Origin of the sequence: Streptomyces sp. NPDC001796 (assembly GCF_042892355.1) — a bacterium.
GTDB lineage: Bacteria > Actinomycetota > Actinomycetes > Streptomycetales > Streptomycetaceae > Streptomyces.
The window spans coordinates 82423-105785 of sequence record NZ_JBIAUC010000011.1; the positions used below are offsets into that span (position 1 = coordinate 82423).

Sequence of the window (23363 nt, forward strand, 5' to 3'; positions counted from 1 at the left end):
CCGTCAGCGGATGCGTCCCACTCCCCCGAACTCGATCCATTCCTGGGTGAGTTGGCGGGGCGCGACCTCGGAGTCCGGCCGCCAGGTGGAGACCTCCACCAGCCCAGGCTCCAGGATGTCCATGCCGTCGAACCAGGCCTCCACGTCCTTCTCCTGGCGTACGCGCCCCCAGTGGCCCTGCGTGGCCTGGTCCATGAAGTCCGTGACGAAGTCCCTGACTTGGGCGTCCTCGCTGACGAGCTGGCACATCACCATGAAGCTGCCGGGCACGAGCCTGTCGGCCACCCGGCGGACCAGGGCGGGTGGCCCGTCGGTCTCGCTGTCCGGGATGCAGTGCATCACCGAGTTGAAGAGCACGGCGACCGGCTGCGAGAAGTCGATCAGGCGTCGGGTCTCCGGGTGGGTGAAGATCGTCTCCGTGTCCCGCATGTCGGCCTGGATCACGACGGTGCGCTCGTCCTGCTCCAGCAGGGCCCGGCCGTGCACCAGGACCATCGGGTCGCTGTCGACGTACACGACGTGGGACGCGGCGTCGATGCGCTGGGCGACCTGGTGGACGTTGTCCTGGGTGGGCAGTCCGGATCCGTGGTCGAGGAACTGACGGATGCCGTACTCCTCCGCCAGGGTCCGCACGACCCGCTGCAGGAACCGCCGGTTGTTCAACGCGAGCGCCCTCGTGCTGGGCACGACCTTGTCGAGCTCTTCACACGCGGCCCGGTCGGCCGCGTAGTTGTCCTTGCCGCCCAGGTAGTAGTCGTACATACGGGCGGCCGTCGGCACCGTAGCGTCGATCGAGGTGGACAACTGCCTGCCAGACTGCATCGTTCCCCCAGATCCGGGCCGCGCCCACGAACCGGCTCGGCGGGCACACCATCCTAGGGAACCGCTGTTCGCCGGTGCCAGTCCCCGAACGAATGACGCCGCGCCAACTCCGCTACCACTCGCCCGTGTTGCTGAAGAGGACGGAAGGGATTGCCGTGACCTGTGCGCGGCATCCCTCCGGGTCGAGGTGCAGCCAGTCGCCGACCTCGAGACCCGGCCTTTCGAGGTCACCGCCCCGGCGCGGCCTCGGCGCCGACGGCAGTGGACCCCGCCGCGCGCCCGATGGACCGTCCCCGTAGGATCAGCCCGGGCGGGCCCCGGGGACGGGCGCCTGCATCGGCGAGGACGAGGAGATCCAGTGATGGCGGGTCGTGTCGACGTGGGCGCCAAGGTGGAGGACTTCACTCTGCTGGACGAGACGGGCACGGAGCGACGCCTCGACGAACTCCTCGCCGACGGGCCGGTCGTGCTGTTCTTCTACCCCGCCGCCCTCACCCCGGGTTGCACCGCCGAGGCGTGCCATTTCCGGGACCTGGCCGCCGAGTTCGCGGCCGTCGGCGCGCGACCGGTCGGTGTCAGCGGGGATGCCGTCGACCGGCAGCAGGAGTTCGCCGGACGCCACACGCTCGGCTTCCCGTTGCTGTCGGACGCGGACGGCACCGTTCGGGAGCGGTTCGGGGTCAGACGGGGTTTCTCCCTGGCTCCCACCAAGCGCGTCACCTTCGTCATCGACCAGGACCGCACCATCCTGGAGGTGGTGCGCAGCGAACTGCGCATGAGCGCGCACGCCGACCGTGCGCTGGCAGCGCTGCGCGCCCGCAGCAGCTGACGGGCGGTGCGTCGACCCGCGAGGCACCGCAGGTGGTTCGACCGGCCCGGACCGCTCGGCAGCGAGCGGCCCGGGCCGGTCCGTGTGCGGGCCGGATCGGCACGCCGCCCCTGGCCGGCCTGGAGAAGGCCCGCCGCCCCGTGGTTCGGGGCGGCGGCCCGGGCCGGCCCGGTCAGTGGGCGGGCCAGCCGTCCAGGTGGCGGTGGAGCGTGACAGTGGGCCGCTCATCGCCCTTGGGAGCGTTCGCGACCGCGTCGCGCAGCACGGTGTTCACCTCGGCGGCCAGGGCGTCGGCACGCTTCTTGAGGTCGGTGGCCGGCAGGTTCGAGCGGGTCAGCGCGTCCAGCCGCCGGTGGATGTCGGCGAGCCGCCGCTGGGTCTCCTGGTCCAGCGTGAAGGGGCGGGGGGTGGAGACGACGAACTGGTAGGCGCCGGCGAGGGTCTGGCAGCCGTCACAGTGCTCGTTGACCGCGTCGCCCCGGTTGACCGCCGTGAGACGCGTGTGCTCCCCGGCCATCGTGACGATCTGGAAGGACAGCGCGACCGAACGGCAGTGGTCGTCGACCGAGCAGCCCACCCCTACGGCGTTCGCCTGGTTGCGCACGCTCGCGGCGTCGACCGTGCCGAGCTGGCGCACGGTGAAGGAGTCCCTGGCCTGTGCGTGGTGCCGGAAGTCGGCGCGGCTGAACGTCTGGTCGGTGGCGACCGCGGTGTGGTGCGGCGTCCCGGTGGCGGCCTGCGCCGGGACGGCCGTGGCGAGTCCGGCCGCCCCGGCGGCGAACAGTCCGACACGGACGGCCCGCCTGGTGAGGGCGGATGGCGGACGGGGTTTGCGGTGCTGGTTCATATGGTCTCCCGCTGGAGTGGTGTCGTTGGACCCCGGGCCCTGGCCGGGGCGATCAGGAGGCGGTGGGCGACGGCGATACGGCCGGCGGCGCGCTCGAACTCGGCGGCGCGGACGGGCTGTCGGCCGGGGACGACGGCGCGGACGGCGAGCCGGAACCGGACCCCGCGGAGGCGGAGGCGGGGGGCTGCCCGCTCGTGACGGGACTGCCGGAGGGCCGGGCGGCCGGACCCTGCGGTGACGCCTTGGAGTCGCTCGGGTGCGGACTCGCCGAAGTCGACGGGCCGGCCGTGGCCGAGGGATCGGCCGAGGCGTTCGGGGACGCCGTGCCGGACGGCACGGTGGTGGCCGTGGCCGACGGTGCGGTGGTGTGCTGGTCCGGGAGCGTGGCGTGCCGGGCGGGCGGGGGCGAGGTGGACACGCCGGGCTGCAGGATCGGGGCGATCGGCGGTTGCTTCGGCAGCGGTGCCGGGGTCAGACCCGAGACCCAGGCATAGCTCAGACCGCCGAGGCCGGCCAGCACCAGGGCGCACAGCGCCAGGCGCAGCCGTGGCCGGCCGGCCGTCGCCTTCGCCCCTCCCCGCCACAGGCGCCCGCCGAGCTTCACCGACAGGTAGACCACGCCGGCCATCGGGCACAGCAGCATGACGCAGCCGACCACGCCCATCAGGCCCGCCGCGATCTCACCGTGTGCGAAAGCGCCGCCGGTGCCGAGGAGTTGTTCGGTCAGCGAGCGGATCATCGTGGTGGTGATCCGGGGCAGGTTCCACAGCGCGTAGCCGAGCTCGCCGATGATCAGCGGCACCATGGTCAGCACCCAGGTGGCGACGATGGCCCGCGCGGACCTCTTGAGCGCGGCGACCTCGGCACGCGCCCTGCGCCCCGCAGCCCCCGGGGCCAGGCTCAGCAGGATCGGCTTGATCTTGCCGTAGAGGTCGGGGACTCCGGCGAGGTCGCCGAGGATGTAGTAGCCGTCGAGGCGTACGGCCGGCATGAGCTGTTCGAGGATCTCGAAGTGGCCGAGATAGACGGCGGCCAGGAAGAAGGCCTGGCCGCTCAGGGCGTAGGCGCCGGCCATGGCCAGCATGAACACGACGTTGAAGTAGACGCCGCCGAGGTCTGTGCGGAGCCGGCCGCCCCTGCCGATGCGGTAGACGTCGGTGACGTCCGTGTACATCGAGGGCCAGATCAGGAACAGTCCGCAGCCGATGCAGCCGGGCCGGGCGCCGCCGTAGCGGCAGGCGGAGGCGTGGCCGAACTCGTGGAACACCAGGGACGCCACGGTCAGCACGAACACGACGAGCAGCAGGACCGGCTGGTCCAGCACCTGCAGCACGGGGGTGATCGCGCCGAAGAACACGAACAGCCACACGTCCAGGACGGCGATGCCCGCGAGGACGGCCGCCACCACGAGGGGGCGGTGCAGCCAGGCGAGCGCGCGGGCGATCTTCGCCACGCGCCGCTCGTCGAACAGGACGCGGTGGCCCTTGAGCGCGAGGAGCAGGTCCGATCTGGGCGCGGAGACCTGGTCGTCCTCCTGGCCCTCGGGGACCGTCACGCCGAGCGGCTCCAGCTTGTTCTCGATCAGATAGCGGATGTTGCCCGCGCTGACCTCGCGTCCGAACCGGGCGCTGACCCGGTGGGCGATCGTCTCGAGGTCGCGGCTGCCGTCGATCGACGACGCGACCAGATGCAGCAGCCGTGTGAGCTGCACGACCTGCCCGTCCCCCCGACGGGCGATGTACCTGGGTTCGGTGAACCCCGATCCCTGGTACTCGCCGTGCAGTTGGAGCCCGCCGCTCAGCCGCGGTACGAGCGGCTTCTCCGGGCCGACGACGGGGAGGTCGCCGGTGGCGACCTGCTCGTACGTCACCGGGATTCCCCCTGGCCCCGGCACCGGTCCGGTGTCGTACAGTGCCGCGGCGTTGTCCCCCAGCAGCGTCATGTGCGCCTTTCCTCCCCCCGGGTGCGGACCGCGCCTGCCCCCGGCGCGGTCCGCGGAACGTGCCCTCGTGGTACGGGGGTTACTGGTGGATGGTGATGGACTGCGTGGCCTGGGACTCGGCGACCGACCATGCGGAGTGGTCGTTGAGCGCGGCCGACTGGTTGCTCGCGGAGACGTTGGCGACGTGCTTCGTGACGTTCACCGTCTTGCCGAAGCTGAACTTCAGCCGGCCCAGGGCCTCGCGGCCCGGCAGCAGCTCCGCGGTCTCGGCGTCCAGCTCGTGGGCGTTCATGCTCATGGCGTGTCCTTTCTCAAAGACGTTCGTTGTACGGCGTGGTGGGGCCGGGCGGACGCAGATCGCCGCCCGGCCGGTGTGAGGTGACAAGTCGTCAGGTATTGCCGCCCGGTGGTGGTACCGCCGCGGCGAGCGGAGGTGTGGTGAGGTGTCGCCGCGGCGGTACCGGGTGCCGCACGGTGCCGGGGCGCCGGGCCGTGCGGCACCGGATCACTGGGTGATGTTGATGGATTGGGCGGCGCCGGAGTCCGCCACCGACCACGACGAGTGGTCGTTGAGCGCGGCCGACTCGTTGTGCGCGGAGACGTTGGCGACGTGCTTGGTGACGTTCACCGTCTTGCCGAAGCTGAACTTCAGCCGGCCCAGGGCCTCGCGGCCCGGCAGCAGCTCGGCGGACTCGGCGTCCAGCTCACGCGGATCCATCATGGTCGATTCCCCCTCGGGATTCGGAATGCGATGCCGTCGGACACGGTCAGGTCCCCCCGGATCGTGTCCAACTCCGTCGGACGGACTGTCCAACGAGATTGGACACTAGGGGCCGAGGCCGGTGTGACGCAAGCGGTTCGGGAGAACACCTTCCGTCACGCACCCAAGTCGCCCCTAGAATGATCCGACGCGGAAGAGTTCCGCCCGGCGGCGAGCAGGAAGTGACCATCGGTGGCCAACGCACTGCAGCAGATCATCCGCGACCGGCTGGACAGTGAGCGCTGGTCGTACGGCGACGTCGCCCGCCGCGGAGGCATCCCCCGCTCGACGGTGCACCACCTCGCCACGACCGATCACATGGCCCGGATGCCGCAGCCGGCCACCCTCGAGGGGCTGGCCCAGGGTCTGGGTCTGCCGTTGGACACGATCCGCCGGGCCGCCGCCGAGGCCTGCGGCATCCACCTCTACGCCCCCGCCGCCGAACCGGTGCCCGCGTCCGAGGCCTCCGGAGACCCCGAGGTGGACGTGCTCATCGCGAGCGTGCAGCGACTGTCGGCCGAGGACCGCCGCCATGTCGCGGCCCTCGTCGAGTCACTGCTCGGCCGGTCCTCGGACGCGTCCTGAGCGCGACCGCGCGAGCGGGGGTACGGCGAGCGGACTCCCGTCCCACCGGTCACTTGCACCAGAAGACGTCACTTCCACCCGAACGCGCATGATCCGCCGCTAGTCTCTCCTCCTGCCTGGGGCCCCGTGAGCCGCACGCCCCAGGTCCTCTGGGGGGAACCTTGCTCTTCGTACACGGCGGCCCCACCACCGCCATCGTCAAGGGACCGACGGGAGAGTCCGTGGTCCTGCTCTCCGGCGAACTGCCGGCCGACCTCACCGACGCGGCCATCGGGGAACTCCTCGATCTCGCGGCGGCCGTGCTCAGCGAGGAGGAACTGGCCCTCTTCGACCAGTGCCTCGCCCTGCTGCGCCGCGGTGAGGGCCCCACGCCTCAGCGCATCGAGATCAACGGGGCCGTGCTCACCGTCTACCGCGAGTGAGCCGCGCCGGGGCCCGCCGGGCGCCCCGGGGAACCCGCTCGTACACAGTTCCAGGTGCCCAGATCATGGGCCGCACGCCGAACAGAGGCACGATCAAGCCACGGCAACGCCCCTGCACCGTCCTTCCGTTCCGCCGGCGCGACAATGAGCCCGGCCCGCATCCCCGGCCTGGTCGTGCCGTTGGTCTTCCGGGGCACCCTGGCCGGTGCGGTGTGGCACTGGCCGCATCGCGGCGGCCAGGACCATCGGTCAGGCGGTCACTTCTCCTGACGCGCCGCCACCAGGACGGACTGCGCCGTCTGCAGGAAGCGGCGGACGGCGTCCAGTTCGTTCTCGTCGAACTGGTCTTCCATCGCGACCAGCCGGCTGATCAGCGGCCCGAAGAAGGACCAGCCGAGGTCGGTCGCCTGGTCGGTGACGGTGAGCAGGACCCGGCGCCGGTCGCGCGGGTCGTGTGCGCGGTCGACCAGGCCCCGCCGCTCCAGCCGGTCGACGACGGCCGTGACGGCCGAGGAATTCAGTCCCAGCTGCGCACCCAGTCGACCGGGCGTGGCATCGGTCCCCGTCCGGTCGAAGTCGAGCAGGTGGATCAGTGCCCGCAGATCTGTGGGGTGCAAGCGGTTCCGCGCCGCGAACTCGGCGCCGAGCAGGTCGAGTTCGACGGTGATGCCGCGCAGCAGGTGGACCAGTTGCAGACGCGGGTCCCGGTGGTCCACGTGGCGCCTTTCCGTTGGGATATCTCAGTGAGTGAGTATATCGTTGAGTGAGGCAGCTTCGTATGCCCTTTCGACCGGGGGAGGTCCCATGTCCGCTGCGCCGCGTTTCCGCGGTTCGGAAGCCGAGGAGCGCTTTCTGTCGGCGTACGACGCCGTGCTGGGGCGCTGGCCGGTGCCGGTCGAGTCCGTCGACGTGCCGACCGCGTACGGGACGACGCGGGTGAACTCCTGCGGCCCGCACGACGCACCGGCGCTGGTCCTGCTGCCCGGCGGCGGCGCCACGTCGACGGTCTGGCTCGCCGATGTCGGCAGGCTCAGCGCCCGGTACCGGATCCACGCGGTGGACACCATCGGCCAGGCCGGACGGAGCGTCGCGGACGGTCGCGTGGCACGCGACAAGGGCGACCTGATGGCATGGCTGGACGAGGTGCTGGCCGAACTGGGGGTCGAGCGGGCGGCGTTCTGTGGGCACTCCTACGGGGCCTGGCTGTCGCTCACCTACGCCCTGCACGCGCCGCAGCGGGTGAGCGGGGCCGTGCTGCTGGATCCCACACGCTGCTTCGGCGGATACCGGGCGCAGTACCTGCTGCGAGCCGCGCCGCTGTTCCTGAAGCCCAGCGAGCGGGCGGCGCGCGGGCTTCTGGAGTGGGAGACGGGTGGGACGACGTTGGACGAGGGGTGGCTGGAAGTGACCGCTCGCGGCACGGCCGGGTACATCCCGAAGATCGTCGATCCTCGCCCGCCCGACCCGGAACTCCTGCGCCGCTCCGCAGTGCCCCTGCTGGTGGTGCTGGCGGCCCGCAGCCGCGCGCACGACACCCGCACGATCGGTGAGCGCGTACGGGAACGGGCGCCGCATGCGCGGATCCATGTGCTGCCCTCGGCGACCCATCACACGCTGCCTCTCGCCCATGCGCAGGAGATCGACCGACTGGTCCTCGACTTCCTCGCCTGAGTGCCGTCCGCCCTCGCCGAGCGGCGCAGCGCCCCGACCCGACCCGACCCGACCCGACCCGCTACTGTGACGGGCCATGAGGCATCCGCATCTGCCCACCACCGAGTCGGCCGTCACGGCGATACGTGAGATCGCGCGGGAGTACGGCCTGGCGATGACCGTCACTCATGACATCGGCGCGGACCAGACCTCCCGCCGCGCCTCCGCCGGGGCGTTCGCGGTTCTCGATCCGGACGGTTCGCTGCCGCACGAGGCGTTCGTCGAGCTGGGAGGCTCACCGGCCGTCACCGTCCGGCTCTTCCCCGACGACGACGCGCAGATCACCGTCGAGGGCGTGGATTTCGAGGATCTCCCCCGGGACGTGGTCCCGGCGTTCCTGCGGTCCGTCTACGGCGGTCTGGCCTATGTGACGGGCCGCCTCTTCCCGCCCGGTCAGTGGCTGACCGTGCCGCTGCCCGGGGACGAGACGTACAAGGAGCTGATCCTGCGAGCCTCGCTCACGCCGTGGCTGGCGCGCGCCGTCCGAAGCTAGTGCCGCAACAGGCACCAGCGCCCCGGGCGAACGTTGCCTGCAGCGGCTCCAGTGCCCGCACAGGCACCAGAACCGGCGCTCAGTGCTGGCCGCGCTCCGCCTGCTCGCGCAGGAATGTGCTGATCTGGCCGGCCAGGGTTTCGGAGATGCCGTCGGCGCGGGTGGCCGTGCCCTGCGGGCCGTCCGGAACGGTCATGTCGCCGGACCACAGATACCGGTCCGTCCATTCGTCGTCCGCCTTCAGCTGGACCTGGATGTCCACGAGGCTCAGAGCGGATTCCGGGGCGGCGGCGTACAGGACTGCGGTCGCACGGCGCAGCGGATAGAGGTCGAAGCCCTCGATGAAGTGCGAGTTGCGCCAGTCGAGAAATGCGCTCTCGCCGTCGGGACCCGTCCTCACGTCGAGTTGACCGTCTTCCAGATGGATGCCGACCGGTTCCGCCGACCGGTTTTCCACGGTCACCCGGAAGCGGAAATAGGTGAGGCCTTCGGCCGAATCGTCACGCCCACGCGGCGGCTCCGCCTTTTCCAGCCCGTGGACACGGACACGCAGACCGGCATGCTCGTCCCCGCATTCCTGCCAGTCACCGATCACATGGGGCTCGTGCACGGTCCACCTCTCCACTTCCGGCCATGTTCCTATCCGCGCACGCAACAAAGTGTCAAATGCAAGCAAGATCGGACGGCTGATGGATTTGCCCGGCTAGATCACCGATCAAGCCGTGCCCAGCATGAATCGCTTCAGGGCCGCGGGAAAGGCGATCGCGCACGTGTCGCACATCACGTGCGCGGCACGCCGGGTACCGGCCCCCCGCACCGCTGGCACACTGCACGTCATGGCCCCGATCACGCCCGCCCGCGCCCTTCTTCTGCTCGTCACCGGGCTGGTCTGTCTGACCACCGCGAGCGGCGCCCTCATCGGTGCCCTCCTCGGTGGCGCGCGGGTCGCCCTCGTGGCCGCGGTGTGCGCGGGCGCGGCGGGCGCACTCGGCGCCCTGACCTTCCGCCGGCGTGCGCTGGCGCACTTCGCCGCGGCCCGGCGGCACGCGGGAATGCGTGGCTACGCGGAAGGGATCGCGCACGGGGTGCTGGTGCACGTCGCCGCGTACGAGGCCGCGGTCTTCCCCCGTACGGGCCCCCTCGGGGTCACCCACGAGGAGCGTGCCGCGCGGCGCACCCTCGCCTATCGGATGGCCGCCCTGGACGAGGTGCCCCAGCGTGTCCGGGAGGTCGCGGCGGACGCACTGGCGGTGCTCGACGCCGCCGACCGCACCCGCGCCGAGGACGCCCTCGCCCAACTCGCCGCCGCCGTCCGGGAGGAGTACGCCCGCCCCTGACCGGCCGCACGGCTCCGGCGGATTTCCGGCCGACCGCAACGGCCGTGAGCCCATGCGGCGACACGCTGCGCGATACGCCGCCAAGACAATAACCGCCCATTTCCGCGAAGGAATTGGCCGCCGGTCGCCCCAGCCCGGGAACTTGCGGCAAGGGAGCAGACCGCCTCCGTGATCCGCACGACTGCCCGGGGGGCGTGCGCGCATCCGTGTCCTTCCGATCACGACACGCGTGCGATTGAGCAAGGTCGTGCCGTGCCGACGTAGCAAAGGTCATGGCAGCATGCAGGGGCACGGACGGCTCGGAGGCGACGTACAACCCGGGGGCGCGGACGATGACGCACCAGCAGCCGCCCGTCACGTCCGGCGGCGAAGGGCCCCGGCCCCCGGAAGCGGCCGGCACCGCCTCAAAGGCGGACGCCGAAGGCCCGGGTCGCCGGGCGGCGCTGCGGCGCTACCGGCGGCCGCTGCTTGTGCTCACGGTGTGCGCGCTGCTGGTCCAGATGGCGTTCGCCATGGCCACCACAGCCGTGCGGCAGACGCCGACCATCGACGAGCCCGTGTACGTCGGCACGGCCGTCGTGTACGTGCGGGAGCACAGTCTGCGTTTCAACCCCGAGCACCCGCCCCTCGGCAAACTGATCATCGCGACCGGCACGGTCTTCGCGCACCCGCACCTCGAGCCGGGTTTCCAGGGCGATCAGGGAGAGTTGGGGCGGCGGCTGCTGTACGCGTCGGGCAACGACCCGTGGCGGGTGATGTTCTGGGCCCGGCTGCCGGTGATGGTGGTGACGCTGCTGTTCGGGCTGGTGGTGTTCGGCTTCGCCCGCGAACTGACCGGCTCGGTCGGCGGGTTGGTGGCGCTTGTCCTGTACGCCTTCTCACCCGACCTGATCACGAACGGCTCCCTGGCGACCCTGGACGTGCCCGCGGCGGGGTTCGTGGTGACGGCGGCCTGGATGGTGTGGCGGGCGCGGCGGCGGCCGCTGCCGTATCTGCCGCTCGCCGGGGTGGCGACCGGGGCGGCCGTGGCCACGAAGATGAGCACGCTCCCCGCGGTGCCGGTGCTGCTGGCGCTGGCCGGGTGGTCGTACTGGCAGGCACAGGGCGCGGGCGTGCCGCGGCCGCGACGTGCGGCGCGTGCCGGGGCGGCGGCCGTCGGGGTCGCGCTGGTCCTCGTCGCCGTCGTGTGGGCCGTCTATCTCGTCGTCGATCCCCGGCTGCGGTGGACGGCACCCGCGCACACGCCCGCGGTGCACGGTCCGGGCGCCCTGTTGGTCCACGCGTTGCCGTTCCCGGAGCCGTACCGCGACGGGATGCGGATCCAGTTCGGATTCGAGAGCGCGCAGTGGCGCGGCTATCTGTTCGGCCGGCTCTACACCGGCAACCGGTGGTACTACCTGCCGGCCGCGCTGCTGGTGAAGACGCCGCTCGGCATGCTCGCGCTGTGGCTCGGCGGGGCGGTGGCCATGGTGGTGGCGCCGCGGCTGCGCCCGGCCGTCCCGTATGTGCTGCTGGTGCCGGGGGTGCTGCTGGCCGCGGCCATGCAGGGCTCACGCGACCTCGGGGTGCGGTACGCGATCTTCGTTCCGGTGTTCCTGGCCGTCGTGGCGGCCTGTGTGCTCGCGCTGCGGCGGCGGTGGGTGTACGCGGTGACGGCGGCCCTGGCCGCTTTCGTGGCGGTCAGTTCGGTGCGGACGTACCCCTACTATCTGCCGTACTCCAACGAAGCGTTCGGCGGACCGGCGAAGACGTACCTCAGGCTGCACGACTCGAACGTCGACTGGGGACAGGACCTCGGACGGCTGGCGGACCGGCTGCGCGAGCGGTATCCGGACGAGAAGAGCGTCTGGCTCGTCTACAAGGGCAGCGGTGTGCCCTCCTGGTACGGCATCCACGGGCGCGACCCGCTGAAGGTGCCTGCGAACCGGGTGCACGGGCTGCTCGTCGTCTCGGACACGTCGATCGCCAAGGCCGACGCCCGGCTGAGGCAGCTGATCCGCGGCAGCAGGGCGATCGACGACGTCGGTCACTCCGTCACGATCTTCCGGCGGCCCTAGGGTCCTCACAGCGGACCTGCTCCGAACAGCGAGGCCCCGTTCGGGGGAAATCGCACGGCCGGGACGAGTGAGGGTGTGCGGCGGTGTCCACAACTGACCCGTGAGACTGCCGCTGATCGCCCCCATGCTCGCCTGCCCCGGCACGCTGCCCCCCGCCGGGCAGGACATGCAGTGGGCGTACGAGACCAAGCAGGACGGCCAGCGGGTGGTGGTCTATCTGCCCGGCGACGGCAGCCTGGAGCTCCGGGCACGCTCGGGCGAGGTGATCACCGGCGCGTACCCCGAACTGCGGCCGCTGGGCGGCGTTCTGGGCGCCACGACCGCCGTGCTGGACGGCGAGGTGGTGGCGCTCGACGAGCGGGGTCGCGGTGACTTCCAGCGGCTGCAGTCCCGGATGGGCCTCGCCCACTCCCCCGCGCTGGCGGCCCGCCGCGCGGCGCAGATCCCGGTGCACCTGGTGCTGTTCGACGTCATGTTCCTGCACGGCGAGCAACTTCTCGCGCTTCCCTACGCCCGGCGGCGCCGGCTGCTGGAGGGGCTGGCTCCGGCCGGTGCGCACTGGTCGACGCCGGGCGCGATCGTCGGCCACGGGGCGCGGGCACTGGAGGCGACCCGGGAGGCGGGTCTGGAGGGGCTGGTGTGCAAGCGGCTCGACTCGGTCTACGAGCCGGGGGTACGGTCGCGTTCCTGGATCAAGATCCGCAATGTGCGGGCCGTCGATGTGATCGTCGGCGGCTGGCTGCCCGGCCGGGGACGGCTGCGGGGACTGCCCGGGGCGCTGCTGGTGGGGCAGCGGGCCGAGGCCGGGCGGCTGCGCTACGTCGGGCGGGTGGGCACCGGCTGGAGCGAGGGCGAGCGGGCCGAACTCGCCCGGCTGCTGGAGGCGGTGCAGACCTCGCGGTGTCCGTTCGAGCGGGATCCGCGGGTGGCGGGGGCCCGCTGGGTCCTGCCGAGGCTCGTCGGCGAGGTGCGCTACAGCACCCGCACCCGGTCGGGGCTGCTCAGACAGCCCTCATGGCTGCGGCTGCGGCCGGACCTTGCGCCGGAGGACGCGGCTGCCGACCTGCCCTGACAAGGCCTGCGGTGAGGTGGTCGGCGGCCGGCTCACACATGGCCGGGGCCGCCGCTGCCGAAGCCTCCGCTGGAACCCGGCAGCCAGCGCTTGCGGTGCTGGTCGCCGCACCGCCTGCTCGCCGCGTGGTGAAGCTGGTAGGGCATGAGCCGCTCGCTCTCCTGTCCCGCGATCGGCATCTCCTCGGGCTCCCGGACCTCACGCTCCTCCAGGACCGGTCCGCCGTCGGGCAGGTGTGGGTGCTCCTCGGGGCGGGGCGGTGCGGGCTCCTGGTCGCGCACGGCCATGCCGAGCCGCACTGCCCAGATCAGCGCGCCGGCGACGATCACGCCCACGAGGATGAAGAACACGCTGAGCGTCCAATCGCGAGCGGCAGCCTGTATTGCAAAGCTCACCGTATTCATATGCCGACGATACCCCGGCCGGAGGGAATGCGCGCCCGGAGTAATTCCTGGTCAGCCTGTAAATCACTGTGCAATTAACGGGTGACGTGTATTGGGCGCGGATTCCGGATTCAGATCCGGTACGTGCGCAGTGCGGGCGTCGCCAGGGCCAGGACCAGGGTCGCCGCGATCACCAGCAGCCCGCCGCCCGCGATGGCGGCGCGAACGCCGAGGACCGAGCCGGCCGTGCCGTGCAGGGCGTCGGCGAGGCGGGGTCCGCCCGCCACGACGACCGTGAAGACGCCCTGCATCCGGCCGCGCATCTCGTCGGTGGCCGCCGACAGCAGGATCGCGCCGCGGAAGACCATCGAGACCATGTCGGCCACGCCGGCGAGCGCCAGGAACGCGACGGCCACCCAGAGGTTCGTGGTCAGGCCGAGACCGGTGATGGCCGCACCCCAGCCGATCACTGCGGCGATCACCATGAGGCCGTGGCGGCGGGCGCGGGAGAAGGTGCCGGACAGCAGGCCGCCGAGCACCGCTCCGATGGGGATGGCCGCGAACAGCAGGCCGAGCGCGAGGCCTTCCCCGTAGGGCGCGAACGTCTGCGCGGCGAGCTGCGGGAACAGGGCGCGTGGCATGCCGAGCACCATGGCGATGATGTCGGCGAGGAAGGACAGCAGCAACACCTTGTGGAGGGAGATGTAGCGGAAGCCCTCGGCGATCGCCTGCCAGCCCGCCCGGCTGTTCGCCGCGGCCGCCTGGGGCGGCAGGGCGGGGAGCCGGACGACCGCCCACACCGTGACGCACAGGGCGACGGCATCGATCAGGTACAGCTCGGACAGGCCGATGACGGGGATCAGGGCGCCGGCCAGGAGGGGGCCGGCCACCAGGCCGGTCTGCATGACGGTGGAGCCGAGGGCGTTGGCCGCGGGGAGTTCGCCCGGCGGGACGAGACGGGCGATGGAGGCGTTGCGGGCCGGGGAGTTGAGGCCGAAGAAGGCCTGCTGGAGGGCGAGCAGCACCATCAGGACGACCACCGATTCCAGGCCGGTTACGGCCTGCACCCAGAAGAGCACGGAGGTGACGGCGAGGCCGGAGTTGGTGATCAGCAGCAGCCTGCGGCGGTCCATGCTGTCGGCGATCGCGCCGCCCCACAGCGCGAAGAGCGCGAGCGGCAGCAGGCCGGCGAGGCTCGCGTACCCCACCCACGCCGACGAGCCGGTGATGTCGTAGATCTGCTTGGGCACGGCGACCGCGGTGAGCTGGCTGCCGACCGCCGTGACGATCGTCGAGGACCACAGCCGGCGGTAGGCGGGACGGCGCAGCGGGCGGGTGTCCATCGCCCAGCGTCGCCAGCCGCGAGCCCCGGCCTGTGCCGGTTGCGGGCCGTCTTCCGGGGCCGCTCCGTTGTCGGTCGTGCTCTCGCTCGTGTCCACGGACTTCCTTGCCTCGTACACGTTTCAATTCCGGGTTCACTATCACCGATCCACCCGGCGGACGGACACCCGGGTCGCTCCTGCGGCGTCGGCGGGCGGGGATTGGCCGCGCCTCAGCCGCCGGCCACGAGCATGCCGCCGGTCGTGATCGTCGTCGCCGCCACCAGGCCGTCCACGACGCGCCAGGAGGACGGGCGGGACAGGGAGCGGGCGGGCAGCCGGGCGCCGAAGCCGAGCGACGCGAACCAGCACAGGCCGGCCAGGGCGGCGCCGAGGCCGAAGGTCCAGCGCAGCGCGCCGTGGCCGGCCGCGATCGAGCTGAGCAGGAAGACGGTGTCGAGGTGGACGTGCGGATCGAGCCAGGTCATCGCCAGGCGGGCGAGGTCCGCTCGCCTCCAGGAGTGCGCGCCAGGGCGCGCGGCGCCGAGCTGGTCCGAAAGACACGGCCCTACGGCTGACGCGCCGGGCGGCGGCCCCGTCAGCCCTCCGCCACTACGAGGACGAGCGGGATGTCGTCGCACGGGACCAGGCGCAGCCCCTGGTGGCGGCCCGGTCGCGCGTCGGCGAGGAGGGCGCCGAAGTCGGGGCCCTTGGTGAGCGAGCCGACCAGGTGGGCCGGGTCGGCCGAAGCCGCCACCCGGCCGCGGGCGTTGACCAGGTGGGCCGGTGCGGGCAGTCGTCGCAGCAGGGGCATCACGGCCGCCTCGAAGTGCCGCAGATACACGTCGGCGGCGGCGACCCCGGCGAAGCGGCCCTCGACATGGACCGGCGCGGACAGGGTCAGGCTGTACTCGTCGGAGCAGAGGTAGTCGACGTAGGGCCCGGCGACCGCGCGGCGGCCGGTGTCACGGGGCAGGGCGAACCAGTCCCAGTGCGTGTAGTCGGAGTACGCCGACTGCCGCGGGTCCAGATCGAGCAGCAGCGGGCGTACCGAGCCGTCGGCGCGGGTCTGCCACCACTCCAGCCAGGCCGGAACGTCGGTGAGCAGACCGGGCGCCGCGATGAAGCCGACGCCGGAGACCAGCTCCTGCCGGGCGAGGTGGAGATGCAGTCCGGGCCGCAGCGCCGCGAGGTCGGCGGTCGCCGGGCGGCGGCCCCGGGCGCCGATACGGGTCAGCAGCGCCGTGGTGTCGGCGCGGACCTGGGCGACGGTGTCGAAGACGGCCTCCAGGGTGCCGCGCACCCGGGCCGCGACGCCGGTGTCCGTGACCGGATCGAGGACTGCGGTCGCCGCGCCCGTAGGGCTGCCGCCGACGCTCATGGCCGTGCTCGGACCCGTCGGAGCGGGGGGCGGGACGAGGCAGGGCGAGGAGCCGGGCTGCTTCAGGGAGTCGGACATGACCGCGACCGTATACGCCCGGTTCGCCTCACCGCATCTTGACTCAGCGTCAACTTCCTGTCCGCCTTCAGAAGTTGAACCCGACGGCGACGCTCCGTAAGGTGTTGGCCACGCCGTCGCCCGAAGGCGCCACCCCGACCTGCGGGCGATCCCCGGGCAGGGCCACCGACCCGCCCGCGACCTGGAGCATCGTCCGTTCGCCGCCGCACCCAGTAGCGACCGGAGCCGCTCCTGCCATCACGCCACCCCCATGCGGGCGCGGTGCGCGGCCCGACCGCCGTGCCGCTCACCCGCGTCGCATCCTGTACGCCCGCGCACCCGCTGTCACCCACCGTCACACTTTCACCCCGATTCCCCCCACCCCCCCCACACCCCGTGGAGACTTCCTTGCGTCTGAACAGATCTTTCAAAACGACGGCCGCCGCCTGCTCTCTTCTGCTCGTCAGCGCCTGCGGACCGTTCTCCGAGTCGAGCGCTTCCTCCTCGGCCGGCTTCAACCCGCCGGACCTGAAGGCGCAGTCGGAACTGGGCCGGACGGAGGGGCAGGTGAACCTGATCTCCTGGGCGGGCTACGTCGAGGACGGCTCCTCGGATCCGAAGGCGGACTGGGTCACTCCCTTCGAAAAGCAGACAGGATGTCAGGTTCACAACAAAGTGGCGGCCAGCTCGGACGAGATGGTCAAACTGATGAAGACCGGCGCCTATGACGCAGTCTCCGCTTCGGGCGACGCATCCCTCCGGCTCATCGCCTCCGGCGAGGCGGCCCCGGTGAACACGGATCTGGTGCCCAACTACAAGGACGTCTTCTTCGGACTGAAGAACCAGAACTGGAACTCCGTCGACGGCACGGCGTACGGCATCCCCCACGGCCGCGGCGCCAACCTGCTGATGTACAACACCAAGGAGGTCTCGCCCGCCCCCGTCTCCTGGTCCGCGGTCTTCGACGACGCGGCCAAGTACAAGGGTCACCTCACCGCGTACGACTCCCCGATCTACATCGCGGACGCGGCTCTGTACCTGAAGGAGACCCAGCCCGGGCTGGGCATCGAGAACCCCTACGCGCTCGACCAGAAGCAGTTCGAGGCGGCCGTCGACCTGCTGAAGCGGCAGCGCGCCAACGTGGGCGAGTACTGGAGCGACTACCTGAAGGAGATCGCCGCCTTCAAGAGCGGCGACTCCGTCATCGGCACCACCTGGCAGGTCATAGCCAACCTCGCCCAGAGCGAGGGCGCCAAGGTGAAGGCCGTGCTGCCGCAGGAGGGCGCCACGGGCTGGTCCGACACCTGGATGCTCTCGGCCAAGGCGAAGCACCCCAACTGCGCCTACAAATGGATGAACTGGATCATCTCCCCGAAGGTCAACGCCGAGGTCGCCGAGTACTACGGCGAGGCACCCGCCAACATCAAGTCCTGCGACCAGACCAGCGACCCGGCCTTCTGCGACACCTTCCACGCCACCGACGAGAGCTACTGGAAGGACATCGCGTTCTGGACGACGCCCATCGAGCAGTGCCTCGACGGACGTACGGACGTCAAGTGCGTGCCGTACACGAAGTGGGTGCAGGCCTGGACCGAGATCAAGGGCTGAGCGGGGCTCTGAAGGGCGTCCGTCGTGCCGCCTCGGCGCGGCGGACCTCACGCCGGCGGGGCCTTCGCGGTCGCGCGCTGGTGTCGGGCGAGGGCATGCCCGATGTCACGGGTCGCCGGGTACAGCCGCAGATACAGGTCGTAGAGGTCGTCGTAGCGGGACCGCGGGCGGGCGTCGGGGGTGACGCGCTCGCGCACCGGGTTCCAGTCGTCGATGTCGGTCTCACCGATCGCGCTCGCCGCCAGGAACGCGGCGCCGTAGCTGGCGCCGAGCGTGACGGTCCTGATCTCCTGTTCGAGGCCGGTGACATCGGAGACGATACGGGTCCACAGGCCGCCGCGGGTGCCTCCGCCGACGGCGACGACCCGGCGGATGTCGGCACCGGCCGCGCGCATCGCCTCCACGTTGTGCCGTACGCCGAACGCGGTGGCCTCCAGCGCGGCGCGGTAGAGGTCGCCGCGGGCGTGCTCCACGGTCAGTCCTGCGATCACTCCCCGGGCGTCCGGGTCGGCGACCGGGGTCCGCTCCCCCGCGAAGTAGGGCAGCATCAGCAGGCCCCTGGCCCCGGCCCCGGAGGCCTCCGCCTCGGCGAGCAGCGCGTCCGCATCGCCCTCGCCGAGCAGGTCCCGCAGCCAGTCGGTGATCACCCCCGAGGTGGCCATACCGCCCGCGAGGCTGCGCGTCCCCGGCAACGCGCCCACGGTGCTCCACAGTTCGGGCACGAGCAGCCGCTCCGACACGGTGTTGATGAGGAACATGGTGCTGCCATACATGAGCATCAGGTCGCCAGTGTGCTGGGCTCCGACGCTCAGCGCCTCCGACCAGGCGTCGATCGTCCCCGTGACCACCGGGATGCCGACGGGGAGCCCGGTGGCCGCAGCAGCGTCGGCGGTGACGTGGCCGGCGATGTCACCGGGCCAGTGCAGGGACGGCAGCTCGAGGTCCGGTGCGATACGGCGCGCCCAGGGCCGGTACCAGTCCTGGGCGGTGGAGTCGTACAGCGGCACGGACTGGCTCGCCGAGTGGTGGTCGAGGACGTACCGGCCGGTGAGCCGGTTGACCAGGTAGGAGCTGGGCATGTACAGCCGCCGGGCGCGGGCGGCCACGTCGGGGCGGTGCTCCGCGAGCCAGGCGATCTTGGGGCCCACCGCCTGGGTGGACAGCAGGGATCCGCAGCGCCGCAGGACGGCGTCGCGGCCCAACTCGGCGTCGAGACGGGCGATCTGGGCGGTGGCGCGGGTGTCGACGCCGTAGAGGATCGCCGGGTGCAGCGGGTTGTCCGTCTCGTCGGCGAGGGCGACGCAGGGGCCCATTCCGCTGACGCCGACCGCGTCCACGTCGGTGCCGGGGGCCAGCAGTTCGTGCGCGAGCGATACGAACTCGTCCCACCAGACCCGGGCGTCCATCTCGACGTGGCCGGGCGTGGGGCGGCTGACCGTGTGCGGGCGCGTGGCCGTGCGGAGAACCGTTCCGTCCTCGCCGACCAGCACGCCTTTGCCGCTGGACGTTCCGATGTCGACACCGAGCACCGTCATGCGTTCCCGTCCTCCCGCATCGAGACTCCCGGGACATCGTTCCCCGCTTCGCCGCCGATCACCGGTCGAACGGGAGAAGCCGGCGCCGAGCGGCGTGGCGTTGGCCCAGAACTCCGCAGAAGGGGCGTGCCGACGACTGCGCGGCCGGGTCGGACGTCCGCGGGTGCGCGCGTCGCCGGCAGCCGCAGCGTGAGGACCGAGCCGGTGCCGACCTTTGAGGTGACCGTGGCGGTTCCGCCGTGGGCCGCGGTCAGTTGGCGGACGATGGGGAGTCCGAGACCGCTGCCGCCGGTGCGCCGGCTGCGGGACTTCTCCGCTCGCCAGAACCGGTCGAACACGTGACGCAGGTCCTCGGGGGCGATCCCGCTGCCCGTGTCGGCTACCTCGAAGACCGCACTGGCGTCCTCCGCGCGGGCGGCGAGCACCGTCGCCCCCGACGCCGAACTGCTGGCCTCTCTCCATGAGGAGGCCCTGATCCTGCAGCGGGTCATCGACGACCTCCAGGACCTCGCCGCGGCCGACGCGGGCACCCTGCGGCTGCATCGCGAGCCCGTCCGCGCCGCCAGAGTTGTTGCGTTTCAGAACAGCCCTGATCTTGGCGGAGGGGAGCCGTCCGGGACAGGATGCCCGCATGAAGGGTGATCTCTTTTCCAGTGACCACATGGTGCAGCCCGCCGCCGCCCCGGGCATGTCCCTGCAGAACGCCAAGTCCATCCGGTACGTCGTCGGCGGCGAGATGTTCGCGCGGCAGGGCTCGATGGTCGCCTACCGCGGGGACCTGAGGTTCGAACGCAAGGGCCAGGGCGTCGGCGGAATGCTCAAGCGGGCGGTCACCGGTGAGGGGCTGCCGCTGATGTCCGTGCGCGGGCAGGGCGAGGCGTGGTTCGCGCACGAGGCGCAGAACTGCTTCATCGTGGACGTCGAGCCGGGTGACGAGTTCACCGTCAACGGGCGCAACGTGCTCTGCTTCGACGCCGGCCTGTCGTACGAGATCAAGACCGTGAAGGGCGCCGGGATAGCCGGCGGCGGGCTGTTCAACAGCCTGTTCACCGGGCATGGCCGGCTCGGCCTGATCTGTGAGGGCAATCCGCTGGTGATACCCGTCTCGCCCGGGCTGCCGGTGTTCGTCGACACCGACGCGGTGGTGGGCTGGACGGCCCATCTGCACACCTCGCTGCACCGGTCGCAGTCCATCGGCTCGATGCTGCGCGGCGGTTCGGGAGAGGCGGTGCAGCTGAAGCTGGAGGGCCAGGGGTACGTCGTCGTACGGCCCAGTGAACTGACTCCACAGAAGGAGCACTGACCGAAAGGGGTCCAGCTCAGCGAAGCGAGCGGGGCCCCTGCCGGGTCGACGCGCGCATCACCGGGACGCGACTGAACATACATTCGAATCGCGGAGTACGCTGCCTGTATGGCCACGCACCTCCAGGGCTCGCTGTTCGACCAGACCGACGACATCCGGCTCGGTCCGCTCGACGGGCTGCGGCGGACTCATCTGGGCGCCGGGGCGTGGATCGATGTGCTGCCGGGCTGGCTCAGCGGGGCCGACGCGCTGTTCGTGCAGCTGGCCGAGGAGGTGCCCTGGCGCGCGGAGCGGCGGCACATGTACGACCACACGGTGGACGTGCCGCGGCTGCTGGCCTTCTACCACGCCGGGGACCCGCTGCCGCACCCCGTCCTGGAGGAGGCGCGCGACGCCCTGTCCGCGCGCTACGCGACGGAACTCGCCGAGCCCTTCGTGACGGCCGGTCTCTGCTACTACCGGGACGGCCGGGACAGTGTCGCCTGGCACGGGGACCGCATCGGCCGCGGCGCACGGGAGGACACCATGGTCGCCATCCTGTCCGTGGGCGTGCCGCGTGATCTGGCGCTGCGGCCGCGCGGCGGCGGGCAGGCCGTCCGGCGTCCGCTCGGGCACGGGGACCTGATCGTGATGGGCGGCTCCTGCCAGCGGACGTGGGAGCACTCGATCCCGAAGAGCAGCCGGGCGACCGGACCCCGGATCAGCATCCAGTTCCGGCCGGCAGGGGTGGGCTAGAGCCTGTCGGGATCAGGTCGGCTGTGCGGAACAGTCCTCTTCACCCCGGATCAGGGGCCAGCTGTGCCTGTACGGCCGGTGCCCAGCGGTCGGCGATGTCGTCGAGGTCCGCTGCGCGCAGGTGGGTGCCGCGCGCGATGCCGAACATCACGCCGAGGCCCAGCAGGGCGCTCACCGCGAGTTCGGCGCGCAGGCCCGCGTCGGGACCGCTCAGACGCGCTGCGAGGCGGTCGCTGACCTGGGTGCGGAAGTTGGCGCGCAGGATGTCGCCCTGCTCGCCGTGCAGGGGCGCGAAGACGATGCGCAGGAGCGGGTCGGCGCCCTGTCGCGTCTGGCTGAGCAGCACATGGCGGACCATGTGCCGGCCGAGGTTCTCGAGCGGTGCGTCCAGCAGGGCGGCGGCGTCCGCCTCGAAGGACATCACCTGGGAGAACAGGGTGTCCTTGTTGCCGAAGTACTTGAGGATGAGCGGCGGGCTGACCCCGGCCCGGTCGGCCACCGCCTTGAGCGTGATGTCCGCGTGCGCGTGCCGGGCGAGCAGATGGCGGGCGGCGCGCAGGATGGCGGCCTTGGTCGTCTCGGCGTCGCGGCGGGCGGGGGCGGTGGCCGGTGAGGTGGTCACGGTGCTCAGGCTCCTTCCAGCGCCGTGTCGGGCGACGGCGTCCTGCGCCCCGGGGTGCCGCCCGGGGTGCGGTCCCCCGGGATGGCGAGGGCGGTGGCACACGCCACGAGGGCGACCGTACCCGCCATCGCGAACGCCAGCAGATAGCCGTGCAGCGTGGGGACGGGGGCGCCGGGCACCGATTCGGTGTGGTGGACCAGCACGGCGGCGACACAGGCGCTGCAGGCGGCCTGGCCGATGGTGCGCATCAGCACGTTGACGCCGTTCGCGGAGGCGGTCTGCCCCGCCGGTACGGCGCGCAGGATGAGGGTGGGCAGCGCCGAGTAGGCGAGGGTCGTGCCGGTGGCCACGACCGACGCGCCCACGATGATCATCCACAGGTGGCGGCTGTCCGCGATGCGTACGGCATATCCGAGGGTGAGCACGGCCGCGCCGACGGCGAGGGTCGTCCGGGGGCCTCGGGCCTCCGAGATGCGGGCGGACACCGGGGAGAACAGCAGCATGATCACTCCGCTTGGCAGCAGACACAGACCGCCTCCCACGATGGACAGGCCGAGACCATAGCCGGTGGCCTTCGGCGCCTGGACGAGCTGTGCCGTCACCAGCGAGTTGGCATAGAAGCCGAAGCCGACCAGCAGGGCGGTGAGGTGCGGCAGGGCGACGCCGGGGCGAGCGGCCAACCGCAGGTCGACGAGGGGCCGTTCGGCGCGCAGCTGTTGCAGGCACCACAGCGCCAGGATCAGCACGCTGCCCGCGAACAGGCCGAGGATCCGTGCGCTCCCCCATCCCCACTGGCCGCCCTGCGACACGGCCAGCAGCAGACAGACCAGCCCCGCGGCGAGGCCCAGTGCGCCGAGGACGTCGAAGCGTCCGGGGGCGCAGACGGGCGACTCGCGCACCGCCCACCGGGCGAGGGCGTAACCGGCGGCGCCGAGGACGCTGGTCACCCAGAACATGGCGTGCCAGTTCACGTACTGGATCACGAGCGCGGCCAGCGGCAGGCCGAGGGACGCACCGATGCCGACGGTGGAACTCATGAGGGCGACCGCGGATCCGGTGCGCTCGGGCGGCAGCTCGTCGCGCAGGATGCTGATCGACAGCGGGACTACCGCGGCGGCCGCGCCCTGGAGCGCCCGCGCCGTGATGAGCACGCCGATGTCGGACGAGAGCGCGCAGAGCACCGAGCCCAGCGTCATCAGCGCCAGTGCGGTCAGCAGCACCCGTCGCTTGCCGTACATGTCCCCGGCGCGCCCGAGCACCGGGGTGAGCACCGCTCCCGACACCAGGGTGGCGGTGACCATCCAGGAGACGGCGCCCGCGGAGGCGCCGGTGAGCCGGGGCAGGTCGGGCAGCAGGGGGACGACGACCGTCTGCATGACGGCCATGAGGATGCCGCCGAAGGCCAGCGCGCGGACCGCCGACCGGTCGCGCGCTTCCGGCCGCCCGGCCGGTCCGGCGGGTATGGGGACCATGCGCACTCCAGTGGATCGACCAGAGGGAATCAAGGTGAATGGCTATTCACCGTAGCGGGTGAATCGCCATTC

Annotated in this window: 25 protein-coding genes and 2 pseudogenes; 12 read left to right on the forward strand and 15 right to left on the reverse strand. The window is 71.7% G+C overall.

What is annotated here, in order from left to right:
- Positions 1 to 3 precede the first annotated feature (3 nt).
- The gene (locus ACFYZE_RS22665; RefSeq protein ID WP_388996894.1) at positions 4 to 822 is read right to left on the reverse strand and encodes an SAM-dependent methyltransferase; all 819 of its coding nucleotides are present in this window, start codon (positions 820 to 822) and stop codon (positions 4 to 6) included.
- 361 nt (positions 823 to 1183) lie between these two features.
- On the opposite strand from ACFYZE_RS22665, the gene ACFYZE_RS22670 reads away from it, so the two are divergent.
- A complete protein-coding gene (locus ACFYZE_RS22670) occupies positions 1184 to 1651 on the forward strand; it encodes a peroxiredoxin (protein WP_388996897.1) in 468 nt (155 codons plus the stop codon).
- A 172-nt stretch (positions 1652 to 1823) separates the two neighbouring features.
- Here ACFYZE_RS22670 and ACFYZE_RS22675 read toward each other — a convergent pair whose 3' ends face one another.
- From ACFYZE_RS22675 to ACFYZE_RS22690, 4 genes are all read right to left on the reverse strand, one after another.
- Positions 1824 to 2498 (reverse strand): hypothetical protein, encoded by a 675-nt coding sequence (locus ACFYZE_RS22675; protein WP_388996900.1) that lies wholly within the window; start codon positions 2496 to 2498, stop codon positions 1824 to 1826.
- A gap of 52 nt (positions 2499 to 2550) precedes the next feature.
- Entirely contained in the window at positions 2551 to 4440 is a 1890-nt protein-coding gene (locus tag ACFYZE_RS22680; RefSeq protein ID WP_388996903.1) for a hypothetical protein, read from the reverse strand.
- A gap of 79 nt (positions 4441 to 4519) precedes the next feature.
- Complete coding sequence (locus tag ACFYZE_RS22685) at positions 4520 to 4738, reverse strand: hypothetical protein (RefSeq protein ID WP_200422986.1); 219 nt, start codon at positions 4736 to 4738, stop codon at positions 4520 to 4522.
- Positions 4739 to 4945: 207 nt separating this feature from the next.
- Positions 4946 to 5161, reverse strand: a complete 216-nt coding sequence (locus tag ACFYZE_RS22690; RefSeq protein WP_200422987.1) for a hypothetical protein — start codon at positions 5159 to 5161, stop codon at positions 4946 to 4948.
- Between the two features lie 231 nt (positions 5162 to 5392).
- Here ACFYZE_RS22690 and ACFYZE_RS22695 point away from each other — a divergent pair, with 231 nt between their 5' ends.
- Together ACFYZE_RS22695 and ACFYZE_RS22700 are read left to right on the forward strand one after the other, a co-directional pair.
- Positions 5393 to 5785: a helix-turn-helix domain-containing protein gene (locus ACFYZE_RS22695; RefSeq protein ID WP_388996907.1), complete on the forward strand. Its 393-nt coding sequence runs from the start codon at positions 5393 to 5395 to the stop codon at positions 5783 to 5785.
- A 161-nt stretch (positions 5786 to 5946) separates the two neighbouring features.
- The gene (locus tag ACFYZE_RS22700; protein ID WP_388996910.1) at positions 5947 to 6207 is read left to right on the forward strand and encodes a hypothetical protein; all 261 of its coding nucleotides are present in this window, start codon (positions 5947 to 5949) and stop codon (positions 6205 to 6207) included.
- 257 nt (positions 6208 to 6464) lie between these two features.
- Here the strand turns inward: ACFYZE_RS22700 and ACFYZE_RS22705 are convergent, their stop codons facing one another.
- Positions 6465 to 6923, reverse strand: coding sequence for a MarR family winged helix-turn-helix transcriptional regulator (locus ACFYZE_RS22705; protein WP_388996912.1), 459 nt, complete (start codon positions 6921 to 6923; stop codon positions 6465 to 6467).
- An 88-nt stretch (positions 6924 to 7011) separates the two neighbouring features.
- Between ACFYZE_RS22705 and ACFYZE_RS22710 the strand changes: the two genes are divergently transcribed.
- Together ACFYZE_RS22710 and ACFYZE_RS22715 are read left to right on the forward strand one after the other, a co-directional pair.
- Entirely contained in the window at positions 7012 to 7878 is an 867-nt protein-coding gene (locus ACFYZE_RS22710; protein ID WP_388996915.1) for an alpha/beta fold hydrolase, read from the forward strand.
- Positions 7879 to 7954: 76 nt separating this feature from the next.
- Complete coding sequence (locus ACFYZE_RS22715) at positions 7955 to 8410, forward strand: hypothetical protein (protein WP_388996918.1); 456 nt, start codon at positions 7955 to 7957, stop codon at positions 8408 to 8410.
- 79 nt (positions 8411 to 8489) lie between these two features.
- On the opposite strand, the gene ACFYZE_RS22720 is transcribed toward ACFYZE_RS22715, so the two are convergent.
- Positions 8490 to 9020, reverse strand: coding sequence for a hypothetical protein (locus tag ACFYZE_RS22720; protein WP_388996921.1), 531 nt, complete (start codon positions 9018 to 9020; stop codon positions 8490 to 8492).
- A 226-nt stretch (positions 9021 to 9246) separates the two neighbouring features.
- On the opposite strand from ACFYZE_RS22720, the gene ACFYZE_RS22725 reads away from it, so the two are divergent.
- The 3 genes from ACFYZE_RS22725 to ligD all read left to right on the forward strand — a co-directional run bounded on the left by ACFYZE_RS22725 (position 9247) and on the right by ligD (position 12876).
- Complete coding sequence (locus tag ACFYZE_RS22725; protein WP_388996924.1) at positions 9247 to 9747, forward strand: hypothetical protein; 501 nt, start codon at positions 9247 to 9249, stop codon at positions 9745 to 9747.
- Positions 9748 to 10079: 332 nt separating this feature from the next.
- Positions 10080 to 11804: a phospholipid carrier-dependent glycosyltransferase gene (locus ACFYZE_RS22730; RefSeq protein WP_388997265.1), complete on the forward strand. Its 1725-nt coding sequence runs from the start codon at positions 10080 to 10082 to the stop codon at positions 11802 to 11804.
- Between the two features lie 100 nt (positions 11805 to 11904).
- Complete coding sequence (ligD, locus tag ACFYZE_RS22735) at positions 11905 to 12876, forward strand: non-homologous end-joining DNA ligase (RefSeq protein ID WP_388996927.1); 972 nt, start codon at positions 11905 to 11907, stop codon at positions 12874 to 12876.
- Between the two features lie 32 nt (positions 12877 to 12908).
- Here ligD and ACFYZE_RS22740 read toward each other — a convergent pair whose 3' ends face one another.
- From ACFYZE_RS22740 to ACFYZE_RS22755, 4 genes and pseudogenes are all read right to left on the reverse strand, one after another.
- Entirely contained in the window at positions 12909 to 13280 is a 372-nt protein-coding gene (locus tag ACFYZE_RS22740) for a DUF6479 family protein (RefSeq protein ID WP_388996930.1), read from the reverse strand.
- 110 nt (positions 13281 to 13390) lie between these two features.
- A complete protein-coding gene (locus ACFYZE_RS22745; protein WP_388996933.1) occupies positions 13391 to 14698 on the reverse strand; it encodes an MFS transporter in 1308 nt (435 codons plus the stop codon).
- 113 nt (positions 14699 to 14811) lie between these two features.
- Positions 14812 to 15105 (reverse strand): annotated as a pseudogene (locus ACFYZE_RS22750) (LysE/ArgO family amino acid transporter); the annotation flags it as partial.
- A gap of 71 nt (positions 15106 to 15176) precedes the next feature.
- Positions 15177 to 15959 carry a cache domain-containing protein gene (locus ACFYZE_RS22755; protein ID WP_388997269.1) on the reverse strand — a complete coding sequence of 261 codons (783 nt, stop codon included), beginning with the start codon at positions 15957 to 15959 and terminating at the stop codon, positions 15177 to 15179.
- Between the two features lie 465 nt (positions 15960 to 16424).
- Here ACFYZE_RS22755 and ACFYZE_RS22760 point away from each other — a divergent pair, with 465 nt between their 5' ends.
- Entirely contained in the window at positions 16425 to 17624 is a 1200-nt protein-coding gene (locus ACFYZE_RS22760; RefSeq protein ID WP_388996936.1) for an ABC transporter substrate-binding protein, read from the forward strand.
- A gap of 47 nt (positions 17625 to 17671) precedes the next feature.
- Here ACFYZE_RS22760 and ACFYZE_RS22765 read toward each other — a convergent pair whose 3' ends face one another.
- Together ACFYZE_RS22765 and ACFYZE_RS22770 are read right to left on the reverse strand one after the other, a co-directional pair.
- Positions 17672 to 19159, reverse strand: a complete 1488-nt coding sequence (locus ACFYZE_RS22765; protein WP_388996939.1) for an FGGY-family carbohydrate kinase — start codon at positions 19157 to 19159, stop codon at positions 17672 to 17674.
- 161 nt (positions 19160 to 19320) lie between these two features.
- Positions 19321 to 19593 (reverse strand): annotated as a pseudogene (locus tag ACFYZE_RS22770) (sensor histidine kinase); the annotation flags it as partial.
- On the opposite strand from ACFYZE_RS22770, the gene ACFYZE_RS22775 reads away from it, so the two are divergent.
- The 3 genes from ACFYZE_RS22775 to ACFYZE_RS22785 all read left to right on the forward strand — a co-directional run bounded on the left by ACFYZE_RS22775 (position 19532) and on the right by ACFYZE_RS22785 (position 21197).
- Positions 19532 to 19801 (forward strand): hypothetical protein, encoded by a 270-nt coding sequence (locus ACFYZE_RS22775; RefSeq protein WP_388997284.1) that lies wholly within the window; start codon positions 19532 to 19534, stop codon positions 19799 to 19801. The pseudogene ACFYZE_RS22770 and the gene ACFYZE_RS22775 overlap by 62 nt on opposite strands.
- A complete protein-coding gene (locus ACFYZE_RS22780; protein ID WP_388996942.1) occupies positions 19791 to 20462 on the forward strand; it encodes an AIM24 family protein in 672 nt (223 codons plus the stop codon). Before ACFYZE_RS22775 ends, ACFYZE_RS22780 begins: the two co-directional genes overlap by 11 nt.
- A gap of 108 nt (positions 20463 to 20570) precedes the next feature.
- Positions 20571 to 21197 carry an alpha-ketoglutarate-dependent dioxygenase AlkB gene (locus ACFYZE_RS22785; RefSeq protein WP_388996945.1) on the forward strand — a complete coding sequence of 209 codons (627 nt, stop codon included), beginning with the start codon at positions 20571 to 20573 and terminating at the stop codon, positions 21195 to 21197.
- A gap of 40 nt (positions 21198 to 21237) precedes the next feature.
- Here the strand turns inward: ACFYZE_RS22785 and ACFYZE_RS22790 are convergent, their stop codons facing one another.
- Positions 21238 to 21828 (reverse strand): TetR family transcriptional regulator, encoded by a 591-nt coding sequence (locus ACFYZE_RS22790; RefSeq protein ID WP_388997272.1) that lies wholly within the window; start codon positions 21826 to 21828, stop codon positions 21238 to 21240.
- Positions 21825 to 23291: an MFS transporter gene (locus ACFYZE_RS22795; protein WP_388996948.1), complete on the reverse strand. Its 1467-nt coding sequence runs from the start codon at positions 23289 to 23291 to the stop codon at positions 21825 to 21827. Before ACFYZE_RS22795 ends, ACFYZE_RS22790 begins: the two co-directional genes overlap by 4 nt.
- Between the last annotated feature and the right edge of the window lie 72 nt (positions 23292 to 23363).